14 protein-coding genes and 1 CRISPR repeat array are annotated in these 20,176 nt (G+C 49.8%); of the genes, 10 read left to right on the forward strand and 4 right to left on the reverse strand.

Annotated elements, in window-relative coordinates:
- Positions 1–1,771: 1,771 nt before the first annotated feature.
- Positions 1,772–2,332 carry a hypothetical protein gene (locus C5S61_RS26670; protein ID WP_124033496.1) on the forward strand — a complete coding sequence of 187 codons (561 nt, stop codon included), beginning with the start codon at positions 1,772–1,774 and terminating at the stop codon, positions 2,330–2,332.
- 44 nt (positions 2,333–2,376) lie between these two features.
- Complete coding sequence (locus C5S61_RS27625) at positions 2,377–2,511, forward strand: hypothetical protein (protein ID WP_369128100.1); 135 nt, start codon at positions 2,377–2,379, stop codon at positions 2,509–2,511.
- A gap of 250 nt (positions 2,512–2,761) precedes the next feature.
- On the opposite strand, the gene C5S61_RS23295 is transcribed toward C5S61_RS27625, so the two are convergent.
- The 4 genes from C5S61_RS23295 to C5S61_RS23315 all read right to left on the reverse strand — a co-directional run bounded on the left by C5S61_RS23295 (position 2,762) and on the right by C5S61_RS23315 (position 8,188).
- Positions 2,762–3,829 (reverse strand): ABC transporter permease, encoded by a 1,068-nt coding sequence (locus C5S61_RS23295; protein WP_110519410.1) that lies wholly within the window; start codon positions 3,827–3,829, stop codon positions 2,762–2,764.
- Positions 3,830–3,869: 40 nt separating this feature from the next.
- Positions 3,870–4,910 (reverse strand): ABC transporter permease, encoded by a 1,041-nt coding sequence (locus C5S61_RS23300; protein WP_110519412.1) that lies wholly within the window; start codon positions 4,908–4,910, stop codon positions 3,870–3,872.
- Positions 4,911–4,973: 63 nt separating this feature from the next.
- Positions 4,974–6,761 carry an ABC transporter substrate-binding protein gene (locus tag C5S61_RS23305; RefSeq protein WP_110519414.1) on the reverse strand — a complete coding sequence of 596 codons (1,788 nt, stop codon included), beginning with the start codon at positions 6,759–6,761 and terminating at the stop codon, positions 4,974–4,976.
- 785 nt (positions 6,762–7,546) lie between these two features.
- Positions 7,547–8,188, reverse strand: coding sequence for a histidine phosphatase family protein (locus C5S61_RS23315; protein ID WP_110519418.1), 642 nt, complete (start codon positions 8,186–8,188; stop codon positions 7,547–7,549).
- Between the two features lie 414 nt (positions 8,189–8,602).
- On the opposite strand from C5S61_RS23315, the gene C5S61_RS23320 reads away from it, so the two are divergent.
- The 8 genes from C5S61_RS23320 (at position 8,603) to cas2 (ending at position 15,506) form a co-directional block, all read left to right on the forward strand.
- Entirely contained in the window at positions 8,603–9,700 is a 1,098-nt protein-coding gene (locus tag C5S61_RS23320; protein ID WP_439109062.1) for an ABC transporter substrate-binding protein, read from the forward strand.
- 21 nt (positions 9,701–9,721) lie between these two features.
- Complete coding sequence (locus C5S61_RS23325; protein ID WP_110519422.1) at positions 9,722–10,621, forward strand: ABC transporter permease; 900 nt, start codon at positions 9,722–9,724, stop codon at positions 10,619–10,621.
- Positions 10,618–11,403, forward strand: a complete 786-nt coding sequence (locus C5S61_RS23330) for an ABC transporter permease (protein WP_110519424.1) — start codon at positions 10,618–10,620, stop codon at positions 11,401–11,403. Before C5S61_RS23325 ends, C5S61_RS23330 begins: the two co-directional genes overlap by 4 nt.
- A 9-nt stretch (positions 11,404–11,412) precedes the next feature.
- Positions 11,413–12,474, forward strand: a complete 1,062-nt coding sequence (locus tag C5S61_RS23335) for an ABC transporter ATP-binding protein (RefSeq protein WP_110519426.1) — start codon at positions 11,413–11,415, stop codon at positions 12,472–12,474.
- Between the two features lie 401 nt (positions 12,475–12,875).
- Complete coding sequence (locus C5S61_RS23340) at positions 12,876–13,112, forward strand: hypothetical protein (RefSeq protein ID WP_110519429.1); 237 nt, start codon at positions 12,876–12,878, stop codon at positions 13,110–13,112.
- A gap of 261 nt (positions 13,113–13,373) precedes the next feature.
- Entirely contained in the window at positions 13,374–14,183 is an 810-nt protein-coding gene (gene cas6, locus C5S61_RS23345; protein ID WP_110519431.1) for a CRISPR system precrRNA processing endoribonuclease RAMP protein Cas6, read from the forward strand.
- Positions 14,184–14,196: 13 nt separating this feature from the next.
- The gene (gene cas1, locus C5S61_RS23350) at positions 14,197–15,216 is read left to right on the forward strand and encodes a CRISPR-associated endonuclease Cas1 (protein WP_110519433.1); all 1,020 of its coding nucleotides are present in this window, start codon (positions 14,197–14,199) and stop codon (positions 15,214–15,216) included.
- An 8-nt stretch (positions 15,217–15,224) separates the two neighbouring features.
- Positions 15,225–15,506 carry a CRISPR-associated endonuclease Cas2 gene (cas2, locus tag C5S61_RS23355; protein WP_110519435.1) on the forward strand — a complete coding sequence of 94 codons (282 nt, stop codon included), beginning with the start codon at positions 15,225–15,227 and terminating at the stop codon, positions 15,504–15,506.
- Positions 15,507–15,705: 199 nt separating this feature from the next.
- Positions 15,706–20,062: direct repeats of the CRISPR family, unit length 37 nt; unit sequence ATTCGAATAACCCAAATCCTCGTCAGGGGATTAAAAC.
- The last annotated feature ends 114 nt before the right edge of the window (positions 20,063–20,176 follow it).

Below are 20,176 nucleotides of genomic sequence, written 5' to 3' on the forward strand. Positions count from 1 at the left end.
GTGGTCGGTGGTGTGCTAGGATGGGTCATGTGATCCTCCCCAAGGGTCATAGACAAATCAATGCGGCAATGGGGTCAAGCAAATCCATTGTCGCATCCATGATTGCATGATTTGTTTATACCAGGGGTTTAAAACTTGGTCGGCATGGCATAGGCGTTCAACATGAATGCTAGTTCATATCACTGCCCCGACGACGAGGGGTTTAAAACCATGGGATACTCCTTAAAAAAACTACAGAAGGATCCAGTTCATATCACTGCCCCGACGACGAGGGGTTTAAAACATAAGTTAAACTTACTTAGGTGGATGAGCACACGCGTTCATATCACTGCCCCGACGACGAGGGGTTTAAAACTTCAAACTTGATTTTGAAATAGGTGGGCCTCGAAAGTTCATATCACTGCCCCGACGACGAGGGGTTTAAAACGTAGGTGTAGCGATTGCTACCGAAGGTAGCGATCGCCGGTTCATATCACTGCCCCGCCGACGAGGGGTTTAAAACTTATCATAAGAAATTTGAAGTTTTGAAGTTTGGGTGTTCAACACCCTGCCCCGACGACGAGGGGTTTAAAACAAAAATAAATTCTTCTTGAATATTTCCGTCGTAGTCGAGTTCAACACCCTGCCCCGACGACGAGGGGTTTAAAACCATATGAACCCTGAAATTGTAGTGATTCAGGGTTGAGTTCAACACCCTGCCCCGACGACGAGGGGTTTAAAACTAATTTCAGGAAGTAGCTCGGGTGGAATAGGATAAAGTTCAACACCCTGCCCCGACGACGAGGGGTTTAAAACTTGAAATGGTGGATGCCATTGGCAACACCAAATTCAGCGTGTTCAACACCCTGCCCCGCCGACGAGGGGTTTAAAACAGTTGGAACAGGATCGACGTGAAGACGATGTTATTCGTTCAACACCCTGCCCCGACGACGAGGGGTTTAAAACTTCAGGTTGAACTTGGAAATTGACTTTCATTTCAAAACGTTCATAGCACTGCCCCGACGACGAGGGGTTTAAAACATTATTGCTGGTATTGAAATAGTATCTACTAATACCTTGTTCAAATCACTGCCCCGACGACGAGGGGTTTAAAACTTAATTTGTTTCTTCCGATCTTCTGATAGTGTAAGTTCAAATCACTGCCCCGACGACGAGGGGTTTAAAACCCTATTATTCCGACCAAGGCGGCTAGTAGCACTGCGTTCAAATCACTGCCCCGACGACGAGGGGTTTAAAACACCTGTTCCGCTTGATCAAGAAGCTTTTCTAGCTCGGTTCAACACCCTGCCCCGACGACGAGGGGTTTAAAACGAACGAAGGTTTAAGAACAGCCAACGCCATGACCAGTTCAACACACAGCCCCGACCGCGAGTATCGTATAAACATGTCAAGTCTGGAGAATAAGGCCGCACGATCATGACCGTAGCCCTGCTGCGGTTTTTTTGTTGGTTCTGCTGGCGTGCGGGGATGGGAGATCACCGAGGGAGTGGCAACTTACAAGGGTAGGTAGTGAACCGATGCGCTGCACAAACGGCATCCAATCCGCGGATACTGGACGTGTCACGAGGAATTCTCTGCCGTTCCATCCAAGTTTAACCGCCTGAGAAGCCCTAGTCCAGACGCACTTGCCGCAGATCGCCCGCTGCTATGGGCGCGTCATTGCCTGGGCCAGTTTTGCCATGGTCATGACCCACTCGTGTGGTCACACCAGCCTGAGTGTCTTCCTCGCCACCCTTGGGGATTCCTCCGCCAATACCATGCGCCAACGCCTATGCGAATTCCCCCGTGCCGCTGCTGCCAAACGGGGACGCATCGCACGACCCTTGATGTCATCACCATCTTTCCCGCGCTCGTCCGTTGGGTACGGGCATGGTGGTCGGCGACGGATCGCCGCATCGTCCTCGTCTTGGATGCCACAACCCTGCGCCAGACCGTCACCGTGTTGACCATCAGTATCGTCTATCGCAGTTGCACGATTCCCGTTGCTTGGCACGGCGTTGGCGCAACCACCCCGGGTGCGTGGCGACCGCATTGGGAACCGTTGATCACCATCCTTCAGCAGGCAATCCCGCCCGCATGGACGGTCATTGTCGCGGCGGATCACGGCTTCTATGGCCGCTGGCTCTTTCAGGCGATTGGTGGTGCTGGCTGGCATCCCTTGCTGCGGATTAATGCCCGTGGATTCCATCGTCCGAATGCCCACCGTTGGCGGCGGTCGTGGGCCAGCATGGGCAGCACTGGCTGGGATCGACAACCTGTTTCAAGGGGATGCCCCTTGCGTGTACGCTCTTGGCCGTATGGAATGCCGCGTATGCCGACCCGTGGCTGGTGATTACGGATCTGGCTCCTGATGAAGCAACGTGGGCATAGTATGGGATGCGCGGCTGGATTGAACAAGGGTTCAAAGACCTGAAACGGGGTGGCTGGCATTGGGAACAGACGAACATGACCGGCCCCGATCGGATAGCCTGCTGGTGGGTTGTGTTGGCCGTTGCGACGCTCTGGTGGTGAGTGTGGGCGGCGAGGCGGATGCGGACGACCCACCGCCCGCTACGGATGTCGATGTGACCCTGCCCGATCCCGCATGGTCACCAGCCGTGGTCTCGGTGCGGCCCCGCATGCTCAGCTGTTTTCGGCGTGAACTCCTGCTGATCATTAGCCGCCTCATCACCCACCAGTCCCTTCCCGTTGGGCGTTTTTATCCTGAACCGGGGTCTCCTGTATTAACTACCTACCCTTGAAAGTAACCCCTGACCCTGCATCAATGCTTCAGCCGCGGATCAAGCGCATCGCGCAAGCCATCGCCAAGCAAATTAAAGCCCAGCACGGTCAGCATAATCGCAATGCCCGGAAACAGCGCATACCACCATTGGCCAGTGCCAACATACTCGCGGGCAGTTGATAGCATCGAACCCCATTCAGGTCGCGGCGGTTGTGCACCAAGCCCCAAAAAGCCCAACGCCGCCACACTGGTAATCGACGAAGCTACGCTCAAGGTCATTTGCACCAAAATTGGGGTTAAGCTGTTGGGCAAAATATGCCGCATCAGCATCCGAATGCGACTGACCCCAACCGCCTCGGCAGCGTGAATATATTCTTGATTCCGCACGCTCAACACCGCAGCCCGTGCAATCCGCCCGAAAATTGGCACCTCGATCACGGCTACCGCCAACATCGCATTGAACAACGGCGGATCAAAGATCGTTTGCAAAATTGGCAGGTTGGTAATTTGTTGGCTAAATTTATACGAAAACGATTCACGGTTATTGCTAATTGCCGTCAAAGCAATTGCTAGCAGAATCGAAGGAAACGCCAGCAAAATATCCATCAGCCAAGTTGTGATCGTATCGATAATGCCGCCGAAAAAGCCCGAAACCAGGCCAAGCAGCGAGCCAAAAATCACCGCCAAGACCACTGCAAACGTACCAACCGTCAGCGAAATGGGCGCACCATGCAACACCCGAATAAAGATGTCGCGGCCTAGTTGGTCGGTGCCGAATGGGCGTTCAAACAGACCCCACGGCGTATCCTTGCGCGCTTTATCGATGCTTTTCTTGGCAGCGTCGGCCCGTTCTTCCTGGCTCATCAGCCACGACGGCGGCTGCAATTTATTGGCAGTATCACGATTGAGGGTTTGGTCGAGTGGTTGCACAATCGGCGTGATAATCGCAATCGCAAACAAAAAGGCACAAATCGTCATCCCCATAAGGCCAACCGTGCTACTCAATAGCCGCCGCCGAGCATCACTCCAGAGCGAGCGCGGCTTGCGCAACAGTAACGCTTGATCGCTCGTCGGTTTATTGGTGATAGTTGGTTCAGTTGTCGCCATAGTCACCCTTTACTAGCCCAGTGCAAAACGCCGAGCAGCGTTATTTAAATTGAATCCGTGGGTCAAAGAAGCGGTAGGAAATATCAACTAAGGTATTGATCAACACAAACACCAGCGAAACAAACATCACGCCGCTTTGCACCACTGGATAATCGCGCGCCAAAATGCCATCGAGCAACCAGCGCCCAATACCTGGCCACGAAAAAACCGTTTCAGTCAAAACGGCTCCGCCAAGCAAAAAGCCCAGTTGCAGCCCAATCACCGTAATCACGGGAATTAGGGCATTGCGCAAGCCGTGGCGCAAAATCGTAATCCGCGCCGATAACCCTTTGGCCCGCGCTGTGCGAATATAATCTTGATACAGCACTTCGAGCATGGCCGAACGGGTCATACGCGCAATGCTGGCCAGTGGCACGGTTGCCAAGGCAAGGCTCGGCATAATCAAGTGCTTAAAGGCATTTGCGGTTATGTCAAATCGACCAAGTAACAAGCCATCGAGCAAATACAGGCCCGTAATTGGCTTAAACGTGCCATGTAAGCTGGTATCAAGCCGTAAACTGGGGTCGAGCCATTTGAGCTTGACCGAGAACAGATATTGCATCATCAAGCCAAGCCAGAAAATGGGGATTGAAACGCCCAGCAGCGCCACAATCATACTCCCAGCATCAAGCAACGAGCCACGTTTGGTCGCCGAAACCACGCCCGTGGTTACTCCAACCACGACCGCAATCAATAATGCGCTCAGCGCTAATTCAATTGTCGCTGGAAAACGCTCCTTTAATTCTTTGGAAATTGCTTGGCGGGTTTTGATCGAATCGCCAAAATCGCCAGTGGCAAAATTGGTGATATAGGTTACATATTGGCTTTCAAGAACGTTGCCGCCCTCAAAATTAAGGTATAAGGGCCGATCAAGCTTGAGTTTGGTGCGCAGAGCTGCGCGTTGTTCGGGGGTTGAGCGTTCGCCCAAAATAATAATCGCGGGATCGCCGGGGATGGTGCGCAACAGGGTAAAAACCAGCAGTGAAATGCCAAGCAGGACGGGAATAATGCCAAGCAGCCGACGAAAAATATACCCAAGCATGCATTCTTCCTTACTATACGCCGCTTGTTAAGGGCTAACAAGCGGCGTAGGCTCGGCTATTGGTTATTTGGTAATCGAAATTGGCGCGAAGGATTCGCCACCAGTTGGATTTGGCACCCAACCTTGCAGCGATTTCTTAGCGGCCAAAACTGGGGGAGCATGAACGATTGGAATCCGTGGCAAATCGCTATTAATCAACTTGCCAGCTTCTTGGAACAATTTGATCGATTCAGCTGGCGTGGTTGCGCCACCAGCATCAGCCAGCAACTTCCAAACTTCTTCGTTGCTATACCCAGCTTCGTCGGCGTTGCCTGGACCAAAGTGGGTGAACAAGAAGTTGTTTGGGTCGCCATAGTCGCCAGTCCAACCCAACATCACCATGCCGTTTTTCAGGCCAGCATCCCAGTTATCGAGGTATACGCCCCAATCTTCGGTTTTGAGTTCGACCTTGATCCCAACGTCGGAGAGTTGGGCGGCGTAGAGTTCGGCCACCGACTTGGCATCGGGGTAGTAAGGCCGTGAAACCGGCATGTACCACAATTCCAAGGGCAATTCGGTGCCATCGGTCAAGACCATGGTGCTAAAGCCATCAGCATAGCCAGCTTCGGCCAACAAGGCTTTGGCTTTATCAGGGTCATAGGCATATGGCTCTAAATCGCTTGGGCGATAATCCGACAAGCCATCGGGCAAGAAGTCGTCGGCAATCGAGCCAACACCACCATACGAGGCATCGAGAATTTCTTGCTTGTTGATTGCATAGGCCACTGCTTGACGAACTTTCACATCGTCAAATGGCTTGTTGTTGAGGTTCAACGACAAGTAGGCAATGTTGAACGGAGTCAAATCGACAACTTGCAACTCGGCGCTTGAAGCGATTTTATCGCGGCTATCGGCGCTCAAGTTGATGGTGAAATCAATCGTACCAGCTTCCAGCTCGGCCAAACGTTGGGGTGCTTCAGCAATAAAGCGCACAACCACACCTGGCATTTTGGCCTTGTCTCCCCAATATTCTTCGTTGCGCACCAAGGTAATGCTTTGGCCAGCATCCCAGCGCTCGAATTTGAATGGGCCAGTGCCAACGCCGCCAACTTCTGGCGAGCCATATTTTTCTTTGGCAGCTTTCACCGCGTCTGGCGATGAAATACCAAAGTATGAAGCGGCCAAATAGCTTGGCAACAACGGCACAGGTCGGGTCAAAACAAACTTAACCGTAGTTGGGTCAACGGCCACAACTTCTTTGAAGGCGCTGTTGGCATCGCCAGCATAGCCACCAAAGATGTCGGGCACGATGTTGTATTGCTTGCCCTCAGCGCGGAAGCCAAACTCAAAATCGGGCACAAACAAGCGCTGGAAGTTGAACACAACTGCATCAGCGTTGAAGTCGGTACCGTCTGAGAATTTGACCCCTTCGCGCAGGGTAAACGTCCACTCGGTCGAGTCGGCGTTTGGTTCCCATTTGGTAGCCAATTCTGGCTGCACTTCCAAAGTGCCTGGCTTGAAGCCCAGCAACGATTCTTGGATCTGGCGGGTCACGATTAATGCCGTACCAGTCGTGGTATCCATTGAATCAAGCGAATCTGGCTCGCCCGAACCACCGAATACCAAATAATCATCGGCATTGCCAGTTGTTGGAGCCTCGGTTGCAGCAGCCGCTTCGGTTGGCGTGGCTGCGGCGGTGTCATCTGTAGGAGCAGTAGTTGCGGCGGCGGTGGGTTCGCCACCAGTAGCAGGAGTTGAACCAACGGTGGCAGTTGGGGTGGCACTTGCGCCACAGGCGGCAATCAGCGGTATCATCAATACCAGCAGCAAGAGCCAGCCAATCGAACGCTTACCCGGTTTACGGAAAGACATGAGACCTCCTTAAGCTAGGCGTTCCTAAGATAGTCTTACACTCGTCATCTCCACTGATACAGAGCGGTGCGGTTCTCGTATTATAGGGCAAAATCCATGTGGGGTAAAATCTCGTTAATCTATTACAATTAAATTAAAGTGTTCCCTCACCCCCCAGCCCTCTTCTTACAAGGGTAGGTTTTGAGCGATTGGGAGATTGTAGAGCATTCCCTCACCCCCCAACCCCCTCTCCCACGAAAACGCGGGCGAGGGGGAGTCGACGATGGTTTCCCATCGATCTGGGTGAAAAAGCCCCTCGCCCGCGCACGGGAGCGGGGTTGGGGTGAGGGGATCTTCACAACCGACCCTTGAAGGCCAAGCCAACTCTCTCTCCCACTGAACGCGGGCGAGGGGGAGCATCCGTGTTGCACCAAGGAATTGGGAGCGAACCACGGGATTCAAACCCCTCGCCTGCGCATGGGAGCGGGGTTGGGGTGAGGGGATCTTCACAACCGACCCTTGAAGGCCGACTCTCTCTCCCACTGAAACGCAGGCGAGGGGAAGCACCCATTTTTCACGAAGAATTACGCCAAAACCACCGAGTTAATTGCTTCGCGCCCTTCGCGCTCTTCGCGGTTTCTGTGATCCTGATCCATGTTCACTCGGTCAATTTCCAATTCCTAACGTTTCCTTCGCGCCCTTCGCGCTCTTCGCGGTTCCGGCTATAGTGAGTCAAGCGAAATCCTAGAACATTCGATCAAAAAGCCCTCGCCTGTGCATCAGGCGAGGGCTTGGGGTGATACAGATTAAAGGGCGGTTTGGTTTTCGCGCACGGTGGCCAATTTGCCAAGGTGGCAGGCTTCGCTCAAGCTCACCAAATAGGGCAAATCTTCGCCATATTCGATCACGCTAATCGAAGCATTGGTAATCCACAGGCGGTTGATTCGATCCATATTGATGCCCAAGGCATCGGCGACCAAAATCTTCACAACCACATCGTGGGTTGAAAAAACTACAGTTTGATTGGGGCGTTCGCTCAACACCCGTTCTTTAAAGTCGATCACGCGCTTAAGAATGTTGGAGAAACTTTCGCCATTGGGCATTTGCGAGCGGGTGGGAAAATATTGCCACTCACGTAATTCTGCGCCATATTGGGCTTTTACATCGGGGCTATAGAGTCCCTGCCAATCGCCGTGGTGAATTTCAAGCAAGGCTGAGTCGTCGATAAATGGCACATCGGGGTGGAATTCGGCAATCGCGCGGGCTGTGTTGTTGGCACGTTGCAAGGGGCTAGCATAAATCACATCAAGCTTTTCGCGCTTGAGGCGTTGGGCTAAGGCTTGGGCTTGTTGTTGGCCGAGTTCGCTCAATGGCGCATCTTCTTGACCTTGATAGCGACCGATTTTATTCCACTCACTCTCACCGTGGCGCACCAAAATTAACCGCATAAAGCCTCCAAATGTAAGGATGAAGGGTGAAGGATGAAGGATGAATGGCCCTCACCTAGGCAATTCATCAGTCAGCTAAATCCTTCATGGTTGCAGGGTTGTGCGTCGTTGCAGTGAGTGAGCTGCATTGCTCTACGGCGTTGTATCATACCAGATCTTGCAAGATTGGTGGCTAACTCTTTAAAGGATGAGCTGTTCTTAACCAAAATATTACAAATATGTTATAGTACGATAAATCAGCCCCCATAGCATCAATCCAGCCCATTTTTGTGGTTACACTCGTCAAAAAACCAACCAATTTTCATGCATCATGGTCTAGCTTGCTAGGAGATTCAACCCATGGCTCAATCGAAGCTTGGCGCTTTTCGGCTCCGCGCTGCTAAATTAGCAGCCTTATTCCTCATCGTTTCGTTGATGATTACGGCCTGTGGCTCAGCCGCCAGCGAAAATACCGCTGTTCCAACCACTGGCACAGGTGGCACCTCATCAGCAATGGATACGTTGATTGCAGCCGCCAAAGCTGAAGGCGAATTAACCGTCATCGCCTTGCCCCACAACTGGCTCAACTACGGCGAAATGATTGAAAATTTCTCGAAGAAATATGGCATCAAAATCAACGAACTCAATCCTGATGCTGGTTCGGGCGATGAAATCGAAGCCATCAAGGCCAATAAAGATAATAAAGGCCCGCAAGCTCCCGACGTAATTGACGTTGGCTTTGCGTTCGGCCCATCAGCCAAGCAGGAAAACTTGCTCCAACCCTACAAAGTTTCAACTTGGGACACGATTCCTAATGAGTTGAAAGATCCCGAAGGCTATTGGTTTGGCGATTACTACGGCGTGTTGGCTTTTGCGGTCAACAAAGATGTGGTCAAAAACGTGCCCCAAGATTGGGCCGACCTCTTGAAGCCAGAATACAAAGGCCAAGTCGCTTTGGCAGGCGATCCACGGGTTTCAAACTTAGCGATTCAGTCAGTGTATGCAGCAGCGCTGGCCAACGGTGGCAGCTTGGATAATGTGCAACCTGGTTTGGATTTCTTCAGCAAATTGAACCAAGCTGGGAACTTCGTACCCGTTATCGCCAAGCAAGGCACCTTGGCGCAAGGCGAAACCCCAATTATGATCACCTGGGACTACTTGGCGATTAGCGCTCGCGATGAGTTGGGCGGCAACCCTGAAATCGAAGTGGTTGTGCCAAAATCAGGCGTGCTTGGTGGCGTGTATGTGCAAGCAATCAGCGCCTATGCGCCGCATCCAAACGCCGCCAAATTGTGGATGGAATACCTCTACTCAGACGAAGGCCAATTGACCTGGCTCAAAGGTGGCGGTCACCCAGTGCGCTACAACGATTTGGTTGGACGCAATGTGATTCCAGCAGAAATTGCCGATAAATTGCCCCCAGCAGAACTCTACGCCAACGCCGTATTCCCAACCTTGGCCCAACTCGAAGCAGCCAAGAAAGTAATTGTCGATGGCTGGGATACGACCGTCAACGTCGATGTCAAGGAATAATTAAGGAAGGATCGCCTGTCTGTGGCAGAACAAGCTTCAGAACGTGGTCGAGGTGCGCAATCGCCGCGCCTCGACCTTCGTCGCATTAATTGGAGTTGGCTGGGCACAGTGCCGTTTTTCCTCTTTGCCTGTGCTTTTTTACTGCTCCCGTCGGCCTCGCTGGTTATCGGCAGTTTTCAGGATAACCAAGGCAACTTTACGTGGCAAAATATCGCCGATCTGAGCCAGCCAAGCATTGTCAATGCCTATTTGCTCAGTATGAAGGTCAGCGGGATTACAGCCTTGCTCGGAACCTTGGTTGGCGGCTTGTTGGCTTGGGCCATGGTGCTGGGTCGCTTGCCGCGCTTTGTGCGCGCCTTTTTGATTCCATTTTCTGGCGTAGCCTCGAACTTTGCTGGCGTGCCCTTGGCTTTTGCTTTTATCGCAACCTTGGGGCGGGTTGGCTTTGTCACGGTCTTACTCAAAGATTTGGGCTTTAATCTCTATGATAAAGGCTTTAATCTCTATAGCTTTTGGGGCTTGAGCGCAACCTATCTGTATTTTCAAATCCCCTTGGTGGTATTGATTCTTACGCCTGCTTTTGAGGCCTTGCGCCCGCAATGGCGCGAAGCTGCTGAAAGTTTGGGGGCTTCTGGGGGCTATTATTGGCGCAGCGTGGCGCTGCCAATTTTAACTCCGGCGTTGCTGAGCACGGTCGTTTTGCTATTTGGCAATGCCTTTGGTGCGTATGCTACAGCCTATGCGCTCACTGGCGGCTCGTTGAATATTGTGCCAATTATGATTGGGGCGCAAATTCAGGGCGATATTTTGCACAATCCCAATTTGGGCTATGGACTGGCATTTGGCATGATGCTGATTATGACCCTTGTTTTGGTGCTCTATAGCTGGCTTCAGCGCCGATCGGCACGGTGGTTGCAATGAAAAAACGTCCTTCACTGGTTGCGTGGCTGTTTATTGTACTTGGCACAAGTTATTTCTTGTTGCCACTGATCGCAACGTTTCTCTTTTCGTTGCGCGCAAAAAAAGACACGTTGGGATTTACTGCCTATCAACGGGTTTTTGCTGATAGCAGCTTTTACGAAACCTTCAGGTTTTCAGCATTAATGGCCTTGTTGACGATTATTGCCAGTTTGCTGTTGCTGGTGCCAACGGTCTATTGGGCCTATTTGCGCCACCCACGCTTACACCGCTTGATCGAATTAGTTTCATTGATGCCGTTTGTGATTCCGCCAATTGTGTTGGTTTTTGGCTTGATCAAATCCTACAGCCGCCCGCCAGTAATTTTGGTGCAAAGTCGCGGCTTGTTGATCGCAGGCTATATGGTGTTGACGCTGCCGTATATGTATCGCGCAATTGATGCTGGCCTACGTGCCACCAACGTCAAAACCCTGACCGAAGCTGCCCAAAGCCTTGGCGCTGGCTGGCCGCGCATTATTTGGCAGGTGATTGTGCCGAATATCCGTGGCGCATTGGTTAATGGCGCATTTCTGACCTTTGCCACAGTGCTCGGCGAATTAACTTTAGCTCAATATCTGGCTTGGCCAGCGTTTGGCCCATATCTCGCACGGATCAGCCAAAACAAAGCCTACGAGCCAGCAGCATTAACCATCATCAGTTTTGCACTCACTTGGGTCATTTTTGGAATTGTGCTCTTGGTCAATAGCAAAGATCAGCAACAAACTCAATTTGGTGGAACCCACTAAGGAAACGTTATGGCTTTTATCGAATTACACAATTTAACCAAGCAATTTGGCCCAACAACCGTGGTTTCGCCCTTGAATTTAGCGGTTGAGCGCGGCGAATTTTTGTCGGTGCTCGGCCCCAGCGGTTGCGGCAAAACCACCACGTTGCGCATGATCGCTGGCTTTGAAGCTCCCAGCGGTGGCACAATTAAAATCGACGGCGCTGATATAACCAGAACTCCGCCAAGCAAACGCAAGATTGGGATTGTGTTTCAATCGTATGCGCTGTTTCCCAATATGAGCGTGGCGCAGAATATCGGCTATGGCTTGCAAATCGCCAAGCTCAGCAAGCAGGCAATTACGCAACGGGTTGATGAAATGCTGGCGATTATTCATATGCAAGAATTTGCCAACCGCTACCCGCACCAGCTTTCTGGTGGCCAACAACAACGGGTTGCGCTAGCCCGCGCCTTAGCAATTCGGCCCCAAGTTTTGTTGCTCGACGAGCCATTATCGGCGCTTGATGCCAAGATTCGGGTTTCGTTGCGCCAAGATATTCGTGCCATTCAGCGCGAGCTTGGCATCACCGCAATTTATGTCACCCACGATCAAGAAGAGGCCCTTTCGCTCTCGGATCGGGTGCTGATTATGCAAAAGGGCGAAGTTGAGCAACTTGGCACGCCAGCAGAAATCTACAACAACCCCAAAACCAGCTTTGTGGCTCAGTTTGTGGGCACGCTCAACACCCTTGAAACCACTCTCCACGATGCCAAGCAAGGCATTTTACAGTTTGGCAAGCAACAATTTGCAGTCAGCGATAGCTTCGATGCAGCGTTACAAGGCACAACTGTCCAAGTAGCCTTGCGGCCTGAACGGCTCAGCCTGAATGGGGCAGCCAGCCAAAATCAACTCCATGGCATCGTTAAAGAGCAGATGTTGCTTGGGCCGATTGTGCGCTTTCATGTCGAAGTTGAGCAACAATTGCTCTTTGTTGATGTGTTCAACGACACCAACGTAAGCAGCTTGCCCAATCGCGGCGAGGCCGTCGTGGTCAACTTTGCGCCGCACGATTGCTTAGTTTTAGAGCGCTAAAACTACAAACGGCCCAGTTGGGCCGCTTGTAGAAGAGAAGAGTGTGTGTGAGGAGGAAGGATTTGAACCTAGTATGCCAGCGCCAGCTTACGGCCAACCTAACAATCAATCCACTCCATACTCCTATCATCACGTAGCCACATGGCCTATACTTCCCTCATCCTCAGCCCTGCATTTGCGGGGCTTTTTTATTGCAGCAAACATGCATAGCATCAATCTAAAACTATCTACCTATCTACAATAGCTACTTAACTTAATCAAGCTGCAAAAACACAAACTTAATTGCATCAATTTAAAGAGTGGGCGTTAAATCGAACGGATATTCGTGTATTGCGCGCACATATATGCACTTACCTATCAGCTAAAGTAAGCGCATTGTGAGTGTTCAACAAGGAGGTTGTATGAGTGATCCCCCAGTCATAGGGGCATTGAAGAGTATGACAAACTCGGTCAAGGCTTGGTCAACTACGCCACTAGAATCAATCTTCAACCAAATTAGTCCAGCAACCGAGCCAACTTCAGCGCCCTACTTTCTGCAAGCGCAACGCTTTAGCCTGAGCGAAACAGCGCTTTTTCGAGTCCACTATCTACAACGCTATACCAGCTATAATCGATTAATCCATGTTTCAGCGGGTTGAAGTTTCCCTTCTATCAAGCGGCTAAACTGGCCTACCATGCGCTTGACGAGGCCAAGATACTGCTCCACGCAAACAATGCACAAAATGCCTTGACATTCCTCGATCAAATGATTATATGGGAAGCCTATCAATAGCTTGAACACTATTCAGCAAAGCTATCAGCAATTAACTCAACGTTCGTTAAATAAAAATCCCTATGATGCGATCAATCAATGGGTTAATCAGGTACTCGATTAATATTTGAGCATGAGGAATACCACGATGCCAACGGCGTTAATAATGCAAATTCGGCCCGTCACCAATGCTAGTGTTCAGCCAAATTTGGCCCGCGCAACCCACGCCGCCATTTTGAAACTGATTCAGGCTGCTAAGCCCGATTTAGCCCAGCAAATTCACGATGAAATTGGGGTTAAACCGCTGACTGTCTCGAATGTGTTAGGCCTCCAGCCTCAAGCCAACCACGCCTTGGTCAAAACCAGCGACGATTATGGCTTGCGGGTCACGCTGTTAACGCCAGTTTTGGAAGATTTGGCCCAATCGTGGCAGCCTGAACAGTTGGATGTATTGGATCTTGACGGCACTGCTTGGCGGGTTGAGGCAATTTTACGCCAAGATCATGAACATCCATGGGTTGGCCAGCGCAGCTATAGCGATTTGTTGGCTCCCAGCATGGCCCAAGATTCGATTGCGCGGCGCTGGACGCTGCAATTCCATTCGCCAGTGACGTTTCGCCAGCGCGGGCTGAATCAGCCAATGCCAACGCCTGATTTGGTGTTTGGCAGCTTGCTTGATAAATGGAATGCGGTTGCGCCGCTGACCTTTCCTGAAGAGGTCAAGCGCTTTGCCAGCGAATGTATGGCCACCAGCTATTTTGACTTACGCTCACAGCGCGAGCCAACCAAAAACCAAGCCCTGCAAATTGGCGCGGTTGGCACCTGCACCTACACCGCTACCTCGCGCGATCGCTACTGGTGTTCGTGTATTGATACCCTCGCCCGCTTTGCCTTCTGGAGCGGCGTGGGAGCGGGAACAACCCGCGGTTTAGGCCGTGCCCGCTTAGTTGAACGCTAAAGGAGCTTAATTTATGGCTACGCTGTATGTGCTTGAACAAGGTGCGGAAATTCGCTGTGACGGTGAACGGCTGGCAATTTGGCAAACCGATCAAGAGCTGGGCAACGTGCCAATGGCCAAACTTGAAGATATTGTGGTGATGGGCAACGTTGGGTTTAGCACGCCGGCGATCAAACGCTTACTAGACCAGCAGATTGAAGTGACATTTTTGACCACCCAAGGGCGTTATCATGGGCGGCTGATTGGCGAAGTAACTGCCCATGTTGCGCTGCGGCGTGCTCAATATCGCCGCGCTGATGACGATGCATGGGCCTTGGCAATGGCGCAAGCCTGTGTCAGTGGCAAATTACGCAATTGCCGCGCGGTGTTGCAGCGCTTTGCCCGCAATCGCCAAAGCGTTGATACCAATGTGCAGGAATCGATCGCAGCACTCGAACATTTTATCGAGCGGGTTGATCGCACGACCAAAATTAGCTCCTTGGTTGGGGTTGAAGGCAGCGGCTCGGCAGCCTATTTTGGCGGCTTACGCAGCCTCTTTGATCAAGAATGGATGTTTAATAATCGCAATCGTCGCCCGCCAACCGACCCAGTGAATGTTTTATTATCGTTGGGCTACACGCTGCTGGTGCACAAAACCTTAGGTGCAGTCCAGGCTGTTGGCTTTGATCCCTATCAAGGATTTTTACATCAACTGGATTACAATCGACCATCATTAGTACTTGATTTGATTGAAGAATTTCGGCCAATTTTAGTCGATGCCTTGGTCATTCGCTGCTGTAGTGATGGGCGGCTGAGCGCTAGTGATTTTAGCCCCAGCGACGACCCAAAGCATCCCATTTTGCTGAGTAGCGAGGGCAAGAAACGCTTTGTTACTGCGTTTGAAGAACGTATGCGCACCGAAGTAACCCATCCTGATGGTGCAGATGGCCGACCTGGTAAGGTGAGCTATTGGCGTTGTATCGAGCTACAGGCGCGCCAATTGGCCCGTGCGATTCAAACTGGCAACGGCTACCAAGCGTGGACAACGCGCTAGGAGGATCGATGCTCTACTTGATTTCCTATGACATCGCGGTCGACAAGCGGCGCACCAGAATTGCCAAAATTCTTGAAGGTTTTGGCCAACGGGTTCAATATAGCGTCTTTGAATGCGACCTAACCGCCAAACAATATAGCAAACTGCGTGGTAAACTGCACAAAGTGTTGCGGCCTGCTGATGGCGATAATTTACGCACCTATCGGTTGTGTGGCGTTTGTGCACCGCACACCGAAATTGTTGGCAATGGGCCAGCGCTCGAAACCAGCGTCACGATTTACATTTTTTGAAATAAGGCGCTAGCGTGGGCAAAAGTGACGTTATCCACAATTTAATTTTTATAAAATGCCGCGCGATCCGATTCTGAAGGGCAAAAAGTGAGTTATCCACATGCAAATTTACTTAAAACCTACCAAAAAATGCCCAAAAAAATCGGACCGCGCAAACCGTTCGTTTTAGGGCCTTGCAAAGCCATGAAAATTGGGGTATATTCGAATAACCCAAATCCTCGTCAGGGGATTAAAACTGGATTGAGCGCCACGCCCATGATCGCGCTGGCAACATTCGAATAACCCAAATCCTCGTCAGGGGATTAAAACTTACTTAATCGCCAAATGGATTTACGTTGCTTTGGTGGAATTCGAATAACCCAAATCCTCGTCAGGGGATTAAAACTTCTTGACGTGCAATCGGCTGGCGATGCGCTGAAAGCGTTACATTCGAATAACCCAAATCCTCGTCAGGGGATTAAAACGTACAAATTGCAAGCATGCTTGCAAATTATCACCCATTCGAATAACCCAAATCCTCGTCAGGGGATTAAAACCATCGGCAAGGTTTCGCCCGTGACGGCGGTATAACTCTATTCGAATAACCCAAATCCTCGTCAGGGGATTAAAACTGGGTAAGGGCGATAGGGCATTGATCAACTTGGATACCATTCGAATAACCCAAATCCTCGTCAGGGGATTAAAACTTACAGACACCTTCAAAGAAGCCGAACTGTACTGTATAAATTCGAATAACCCAAATCCTCGTCAGGGGATTAAAACCGCAACAAAGGTTACAGCGGCGGTTACAGCACTGACTGCATTCGAATAACCCAAATCCTCGTCAGGGGATTAAAACCGAGAATATTTTGGCCGTTGGGGATGCGTGGTTTAAATTCGAATAACCCAAATCCTCGTCAGGGGATTAAAACGGGCTTTTGTTTTGACGACCTGCCCATCCCGAACGAAGGTATTCGAATAACCCAAATCCTCGTCAGGGGATTAAAACTGCCTGTTCGCATGATTTATACTCCATACGTGCTACACATTCGAATAACCCAAATCCTCGTCAGGGGATTAAAACACTTATGAATGGAGCCATTGGCTCCAAAGAACCAATATATTCGAATAACCCAAATCCTCGTCAGGGGATTAAAACCTCGTATTCACTATCGCACAGGCTTACACTGTCAATAAAATTCGAATAACCCAAATCCTCGTCAGGGGATTAAAACGTATAAAGAGCCACGATTTATTATTTCGTAGCTCTCAATTCGAATAACCCAAATCCTCGTCAGGGGATTAAAACGCCTTTGGCCGTGCTATTTATTCACTCATTGAGCTGTATTTCATTCGAATAACCCAAATCCTCGTCAGGGGATTAAAACTTAAAGGACAGAAGCAAGAATTATCTAGGTTAAATCCATTCGAATAACCCAAATCCTCGTCAGGGGATTAAAACCTTGGTATTAAATGTCAATTTGAGTGTGTTTTGGGTAAAGATTCGAATAACCCAAATCCTCGTCAGGGGATTAAAACTATGATAACCGCGACGGCATTCCCGAAGTACGGTTAGCCATTCGAATAACCCAAATCCTCGTCAGGGGATTAAAACATAATTATTCGCCCGATCCGGCAAAGGGATCACCGTTGCTTTATTCGAATAACCCAAATCCTCGTCAGGGGATTAAAACGCATATGACCGAGGCGGTTGACAAGGTGTTGCTGTGGCATTCGAATAACCCAAATCCTCGTCAGGGGATTAAAACCAATTCGCCTACTTTTTTGTCTATCGTGGCACGGAACCAACATTCGAATAACCCAAATCCTCGTCAGGGGATTAAAACGCTGGCATTGTGTATATGCTGCTGCATCGATTTAGTCATTCGAATAACCCAAATCCTCGTCAGGGGATTAAAACGAACATGTGCAATTAGCTGTTCCGATATGGGTTGATACATTCGAATAACCCAAATCCTCGTCAGGGGATTAAAACCGTTTGGTTGATAGCCTGCGATATACAAGCCGAGCTGTGAAATTCGAATAACCCAAATCCTCGTCAGGGGATTAAAACATGATGTGCCCGATATGAACCGCATCGGTTTTGATTCGAATAACCCAAATCCTCGTCAGGGGATTAAAACGTTGATCGTGTTGCCAACGGGCGGCGGCAAAACCGTGATCATTCGAATAACCCAAATCCTCGTCAGGGGATTAAAACTTTGCACATAACTGGCAAAACGTGCCACGGCAATCAATGATTCGAATAACCCAAATCCTCGTCAGGGGATTAAAACCAACCAACGTTGTTTTGCGTTTGGCTTTGTGAATCATGCATTCGAATAACCCAAATCCTCGTCAGGGGATTAAAACAAAACCCTAACAGGGTCGTCGTCAAGTTTTAATCCCCTGTATTCGAATAACCCAAATCCTCGTCAGGGGATTAAAACCGCATACCAATGTCTTCGAGGGCTTTGCGATACTCACGATTCGAATAACCCAAATCCTCGTCAGGGGATTAAAACTTCATGCTTACTCATTTACGCCCTTCCTTGGCTTGCTTGATTCGAATAACCCAAATCCTCGTCAGGGGATTAAAACAAAGCGCACCCCGCGCTTCGTATAGAGCGCGGTACTCACAAAATTCGAATAACCCAAATCCTCGTCAGGGGATTAAAACAAAAATCATGTGGCGCTTCTACCAGGCGATTGATAAAGATTCGAATAACCCAAATCCTCGTCAGGGGATTAAAACGCAACGAATAAGGAAACGACAAAGCTCGTATTAAATATTAATTCGAATAACCCAAATCCTCGTCAGGGGATTAAAACCACAATCACGCCCGCCGAGCGTCCCATCTGCATAATTGCATTCGAATAACCCAAATCCTCGTCAGGGGATTAAAACTGTCTGACCTTCGTATTTAATACTTGGCTCAATCGATATTCGAATAACCCAAATCCTCGTCAGGGGATTAAAACAACGCATGATGCACAAGTAAACTTGTTTCTTCATTCAATTCGAATAACCCAAATCCTCGTCAGGGGATTAAAACCCTGTCCTGTTGATTGACAGTCTTGTGCCTGTAGTGTGGTATTCGAATAACCCAAATCCTCGTCAGGGGATTAAAACAATGGTAGTTGTCGATTCCATGGCTTTGGTTGTGATTGCGATTCGAATAACCCAAATCCTCGTCAGGGGATTAAAACTTTGAATGATAGGAACCTGATACTAGAACATATAAAACGCCATTCGAATAACCCAAATCCTCGTCAGGGGATTAAAACTCTGTACCACTTCGAAAGACATCGCCTTGTTCATTATTCGAATAACCCAAATCCTCGTCAGGGGATTAAAACTCTTTGGAGGGCTGGCAACCGCGTTGTCGGGGCCATTAGATTCGAATAACCCAAATCCTCGTCAGGGGATTAAAACCCACGGACGGAGGAGCGGTTTGTCGATATGCTCTTGTGATTCGAATAACCCAAATCCTCGTCAGGGGATTAAAACTGCGATTTACGACAACGATATAGCGTGCTTTGAATGCGATTCGAATAACCCAAATCCTCGTCAGGGGATTAAAACAAGTCTAACGCCGCTTTCTTCCATTGGTTCGCTCCGCTATTCGAATAACCCAAATCCTCGTCAGGGGATTAAAACTTAAAGCTGGGGATCTCATCGGGCTTAGGAATGTAGTTATTCGAATAACCCAAATCCTCGTCAGGGGATTAAAACGCATCGAAACTCAGTAACAGGTAGTTTGTACCGCTTTTGGAAATTCGAATAACCCAAATCCTCGTCAGGGGATTAAAACGGTGACTAGGAAGGTCGTGGGTTGGTTTCTCAAATGAATCATTCGAATAACCCAAATCCTCGTCAGGGGATTAAAACTGGCCCGCAATACGCGGTCAAAAGCGACCGACTTTCGATTCGAATAACCCAAATCCTCGTCAGGGGATTAAAACGAAACCATGTGCCAACTGCGGCGTGGTGCCACGCATCAATTCGAATAACCCAAATCCTCGTCAGGGGATTAAAACGTATCTCCGGCGCTGTGGGGTGAAAGCCGATCATCACTTGCATTCGAATAACCCAAATCCTCGTCAGGGGATTAAAACGTCAACAAGTCAAATGCTTTATTCCGAATATCAGGGCATTCGAATAACCCAAATCCTCGTCAGGGGATTAAAACTCCACCGTATCCAGATAGAGCTGCCAATCCTCTTTGAATTCGAATAACCCAAATCCTCGTCAGGGGATTAAAACAGGTATTGAGTGCATCGACGTGATTGAACATATGGCATATTCGAATAACCCAAATCCTCGTCAGGGGATTAAAACCCTAGAACGCTTGTGATAATTCGATCTTAACTATCGGCTCAATTCGAATAACCCAAATCCTCGTCAGGGGATTAAAACCGATAATCTTCAACCATAGAATCACAAGCGCATTTTACACATTCGAATAACCCAAATCCTCGTCAGGGGATTAAAACTCACAAATGCATGCAACTTGGCTAACAACAGCGGAATGAAAATATTCGAATAACCCAAATCCTCGTCAGGAGGGCTGGACGAATTCCTGAGAGGTTTTGACGGGATTTTTCGCTGATCCGCGCCGCCGCTGACCAATCACCACGCTGGTGCGTGGTTTTTTTGTGAGCAGACCCGCCTCACCGCCCGTTGTGCT

It is taken from the genome of Herpetosiphon llansteffanensis, assembly GCF_003205875.1.
GTDB classification, from domain to species: domain Bacteria; phylum Chloroflexota; class Chloroflexia; order Chloroflexales; family Herpetosiphonaceae; genus Herpetosiphon; species Herpetosiphon llansteffanensis.

Excerpts from the sequence above, each read along its gene's own strand:
- C5S61_RS26670 (WP_124033496.1), top strand. The coding sequence starts at position 1,772 with ATGCGAATTCCCCCGTGCCGCTGCTGCCAAACGGGGACGCATCGCACG.
- cas1 (WP_110519433.1), top strand. The coding sequence starts at position 14,197 with ATGGCTACGCTGTATGTGCTTGAACAAGGTGCGGAAATTCGCTGTGAC.
- cas6 (WP_110519431.1), top strand. The coding sequence starts at position 13,374 with ATGCCAACGGCGTTAATAATGCAAATTCGGCCCGTCACCAATGCTAGT.
- C5S61_RS23305 (WP_110519414.1), bottom strand. The coding sequence starts at position 6,761 with ATGTCTTTCCGTAAACCGGGTAAGCGTTCGATTGGCTGGCTCTTGCTG.
- C5S61_RS23315 (WP_110519418.1), bottom strand. The coding sequence starts at position 8,188 with ATGCGGTTAATTTTGGTGCGCCACGGTGAGAGTGAGTGGAATAAAATC.
- C5S61_RS23320 (WP_439109062.1), top strand. The coding sequence starts at position 8,603 with ATGATTACGGCCTGTGGCTCAGCCGCCAGCGAAAATACCGCTGTTCCA.
- C5S61_RS27625 (WP_369128100.1), top strand. The coding sequence starts at position 2,377 with ATGCGCGGCTGGATTGAACAAGGGTTCAAAGACCTGAAACGGGGTGGC.
- C5S61_RS23340 (WP_110519429.1), top strand. The coding sequence starts at position 12,876 with ATGAGTGATCCCCCAGTCATAGGGGCATTGAAGAGTATGACAAACTCG.
- C5S61_RS23330 (WP_110519424.1), top strand. The coding sequence starts at position 10,618 with ATGAAAAAACGTCCTTCACTGGTTGCGTGGCTGTTTATTGTACTTGGC.
- C5S61_RS23295 (WP_110519410.1), bottom strand. The coding sequence starts at position 3,829 with ATGGCGACAACTGAACCAACTATCACCAATAAACCGACGAGCGATCAA.
- C5S61_RS23335 (WP_110519426.1), top strand. The coding sequence starts at position 11,413 with ATGGCTTTTATCGAATTACACAATTTAACCAAGCAATTTGGCCCAACA.
- C5S61_RS23300 (WP_110519412.1), bottom strand. The coding sequence starts at position 4,910 with ATGCTTGGGTATATTTTTCGTCGGCTGCTTGGCATTATTCCCGTCCTG.
- cas2 (WP_110519435.1), top strand. The coding sequence starts at position 15,225 with ATGCTCTACTTGATTTCCTATGACATCGCGGTCGACAAGCGGCGCACC.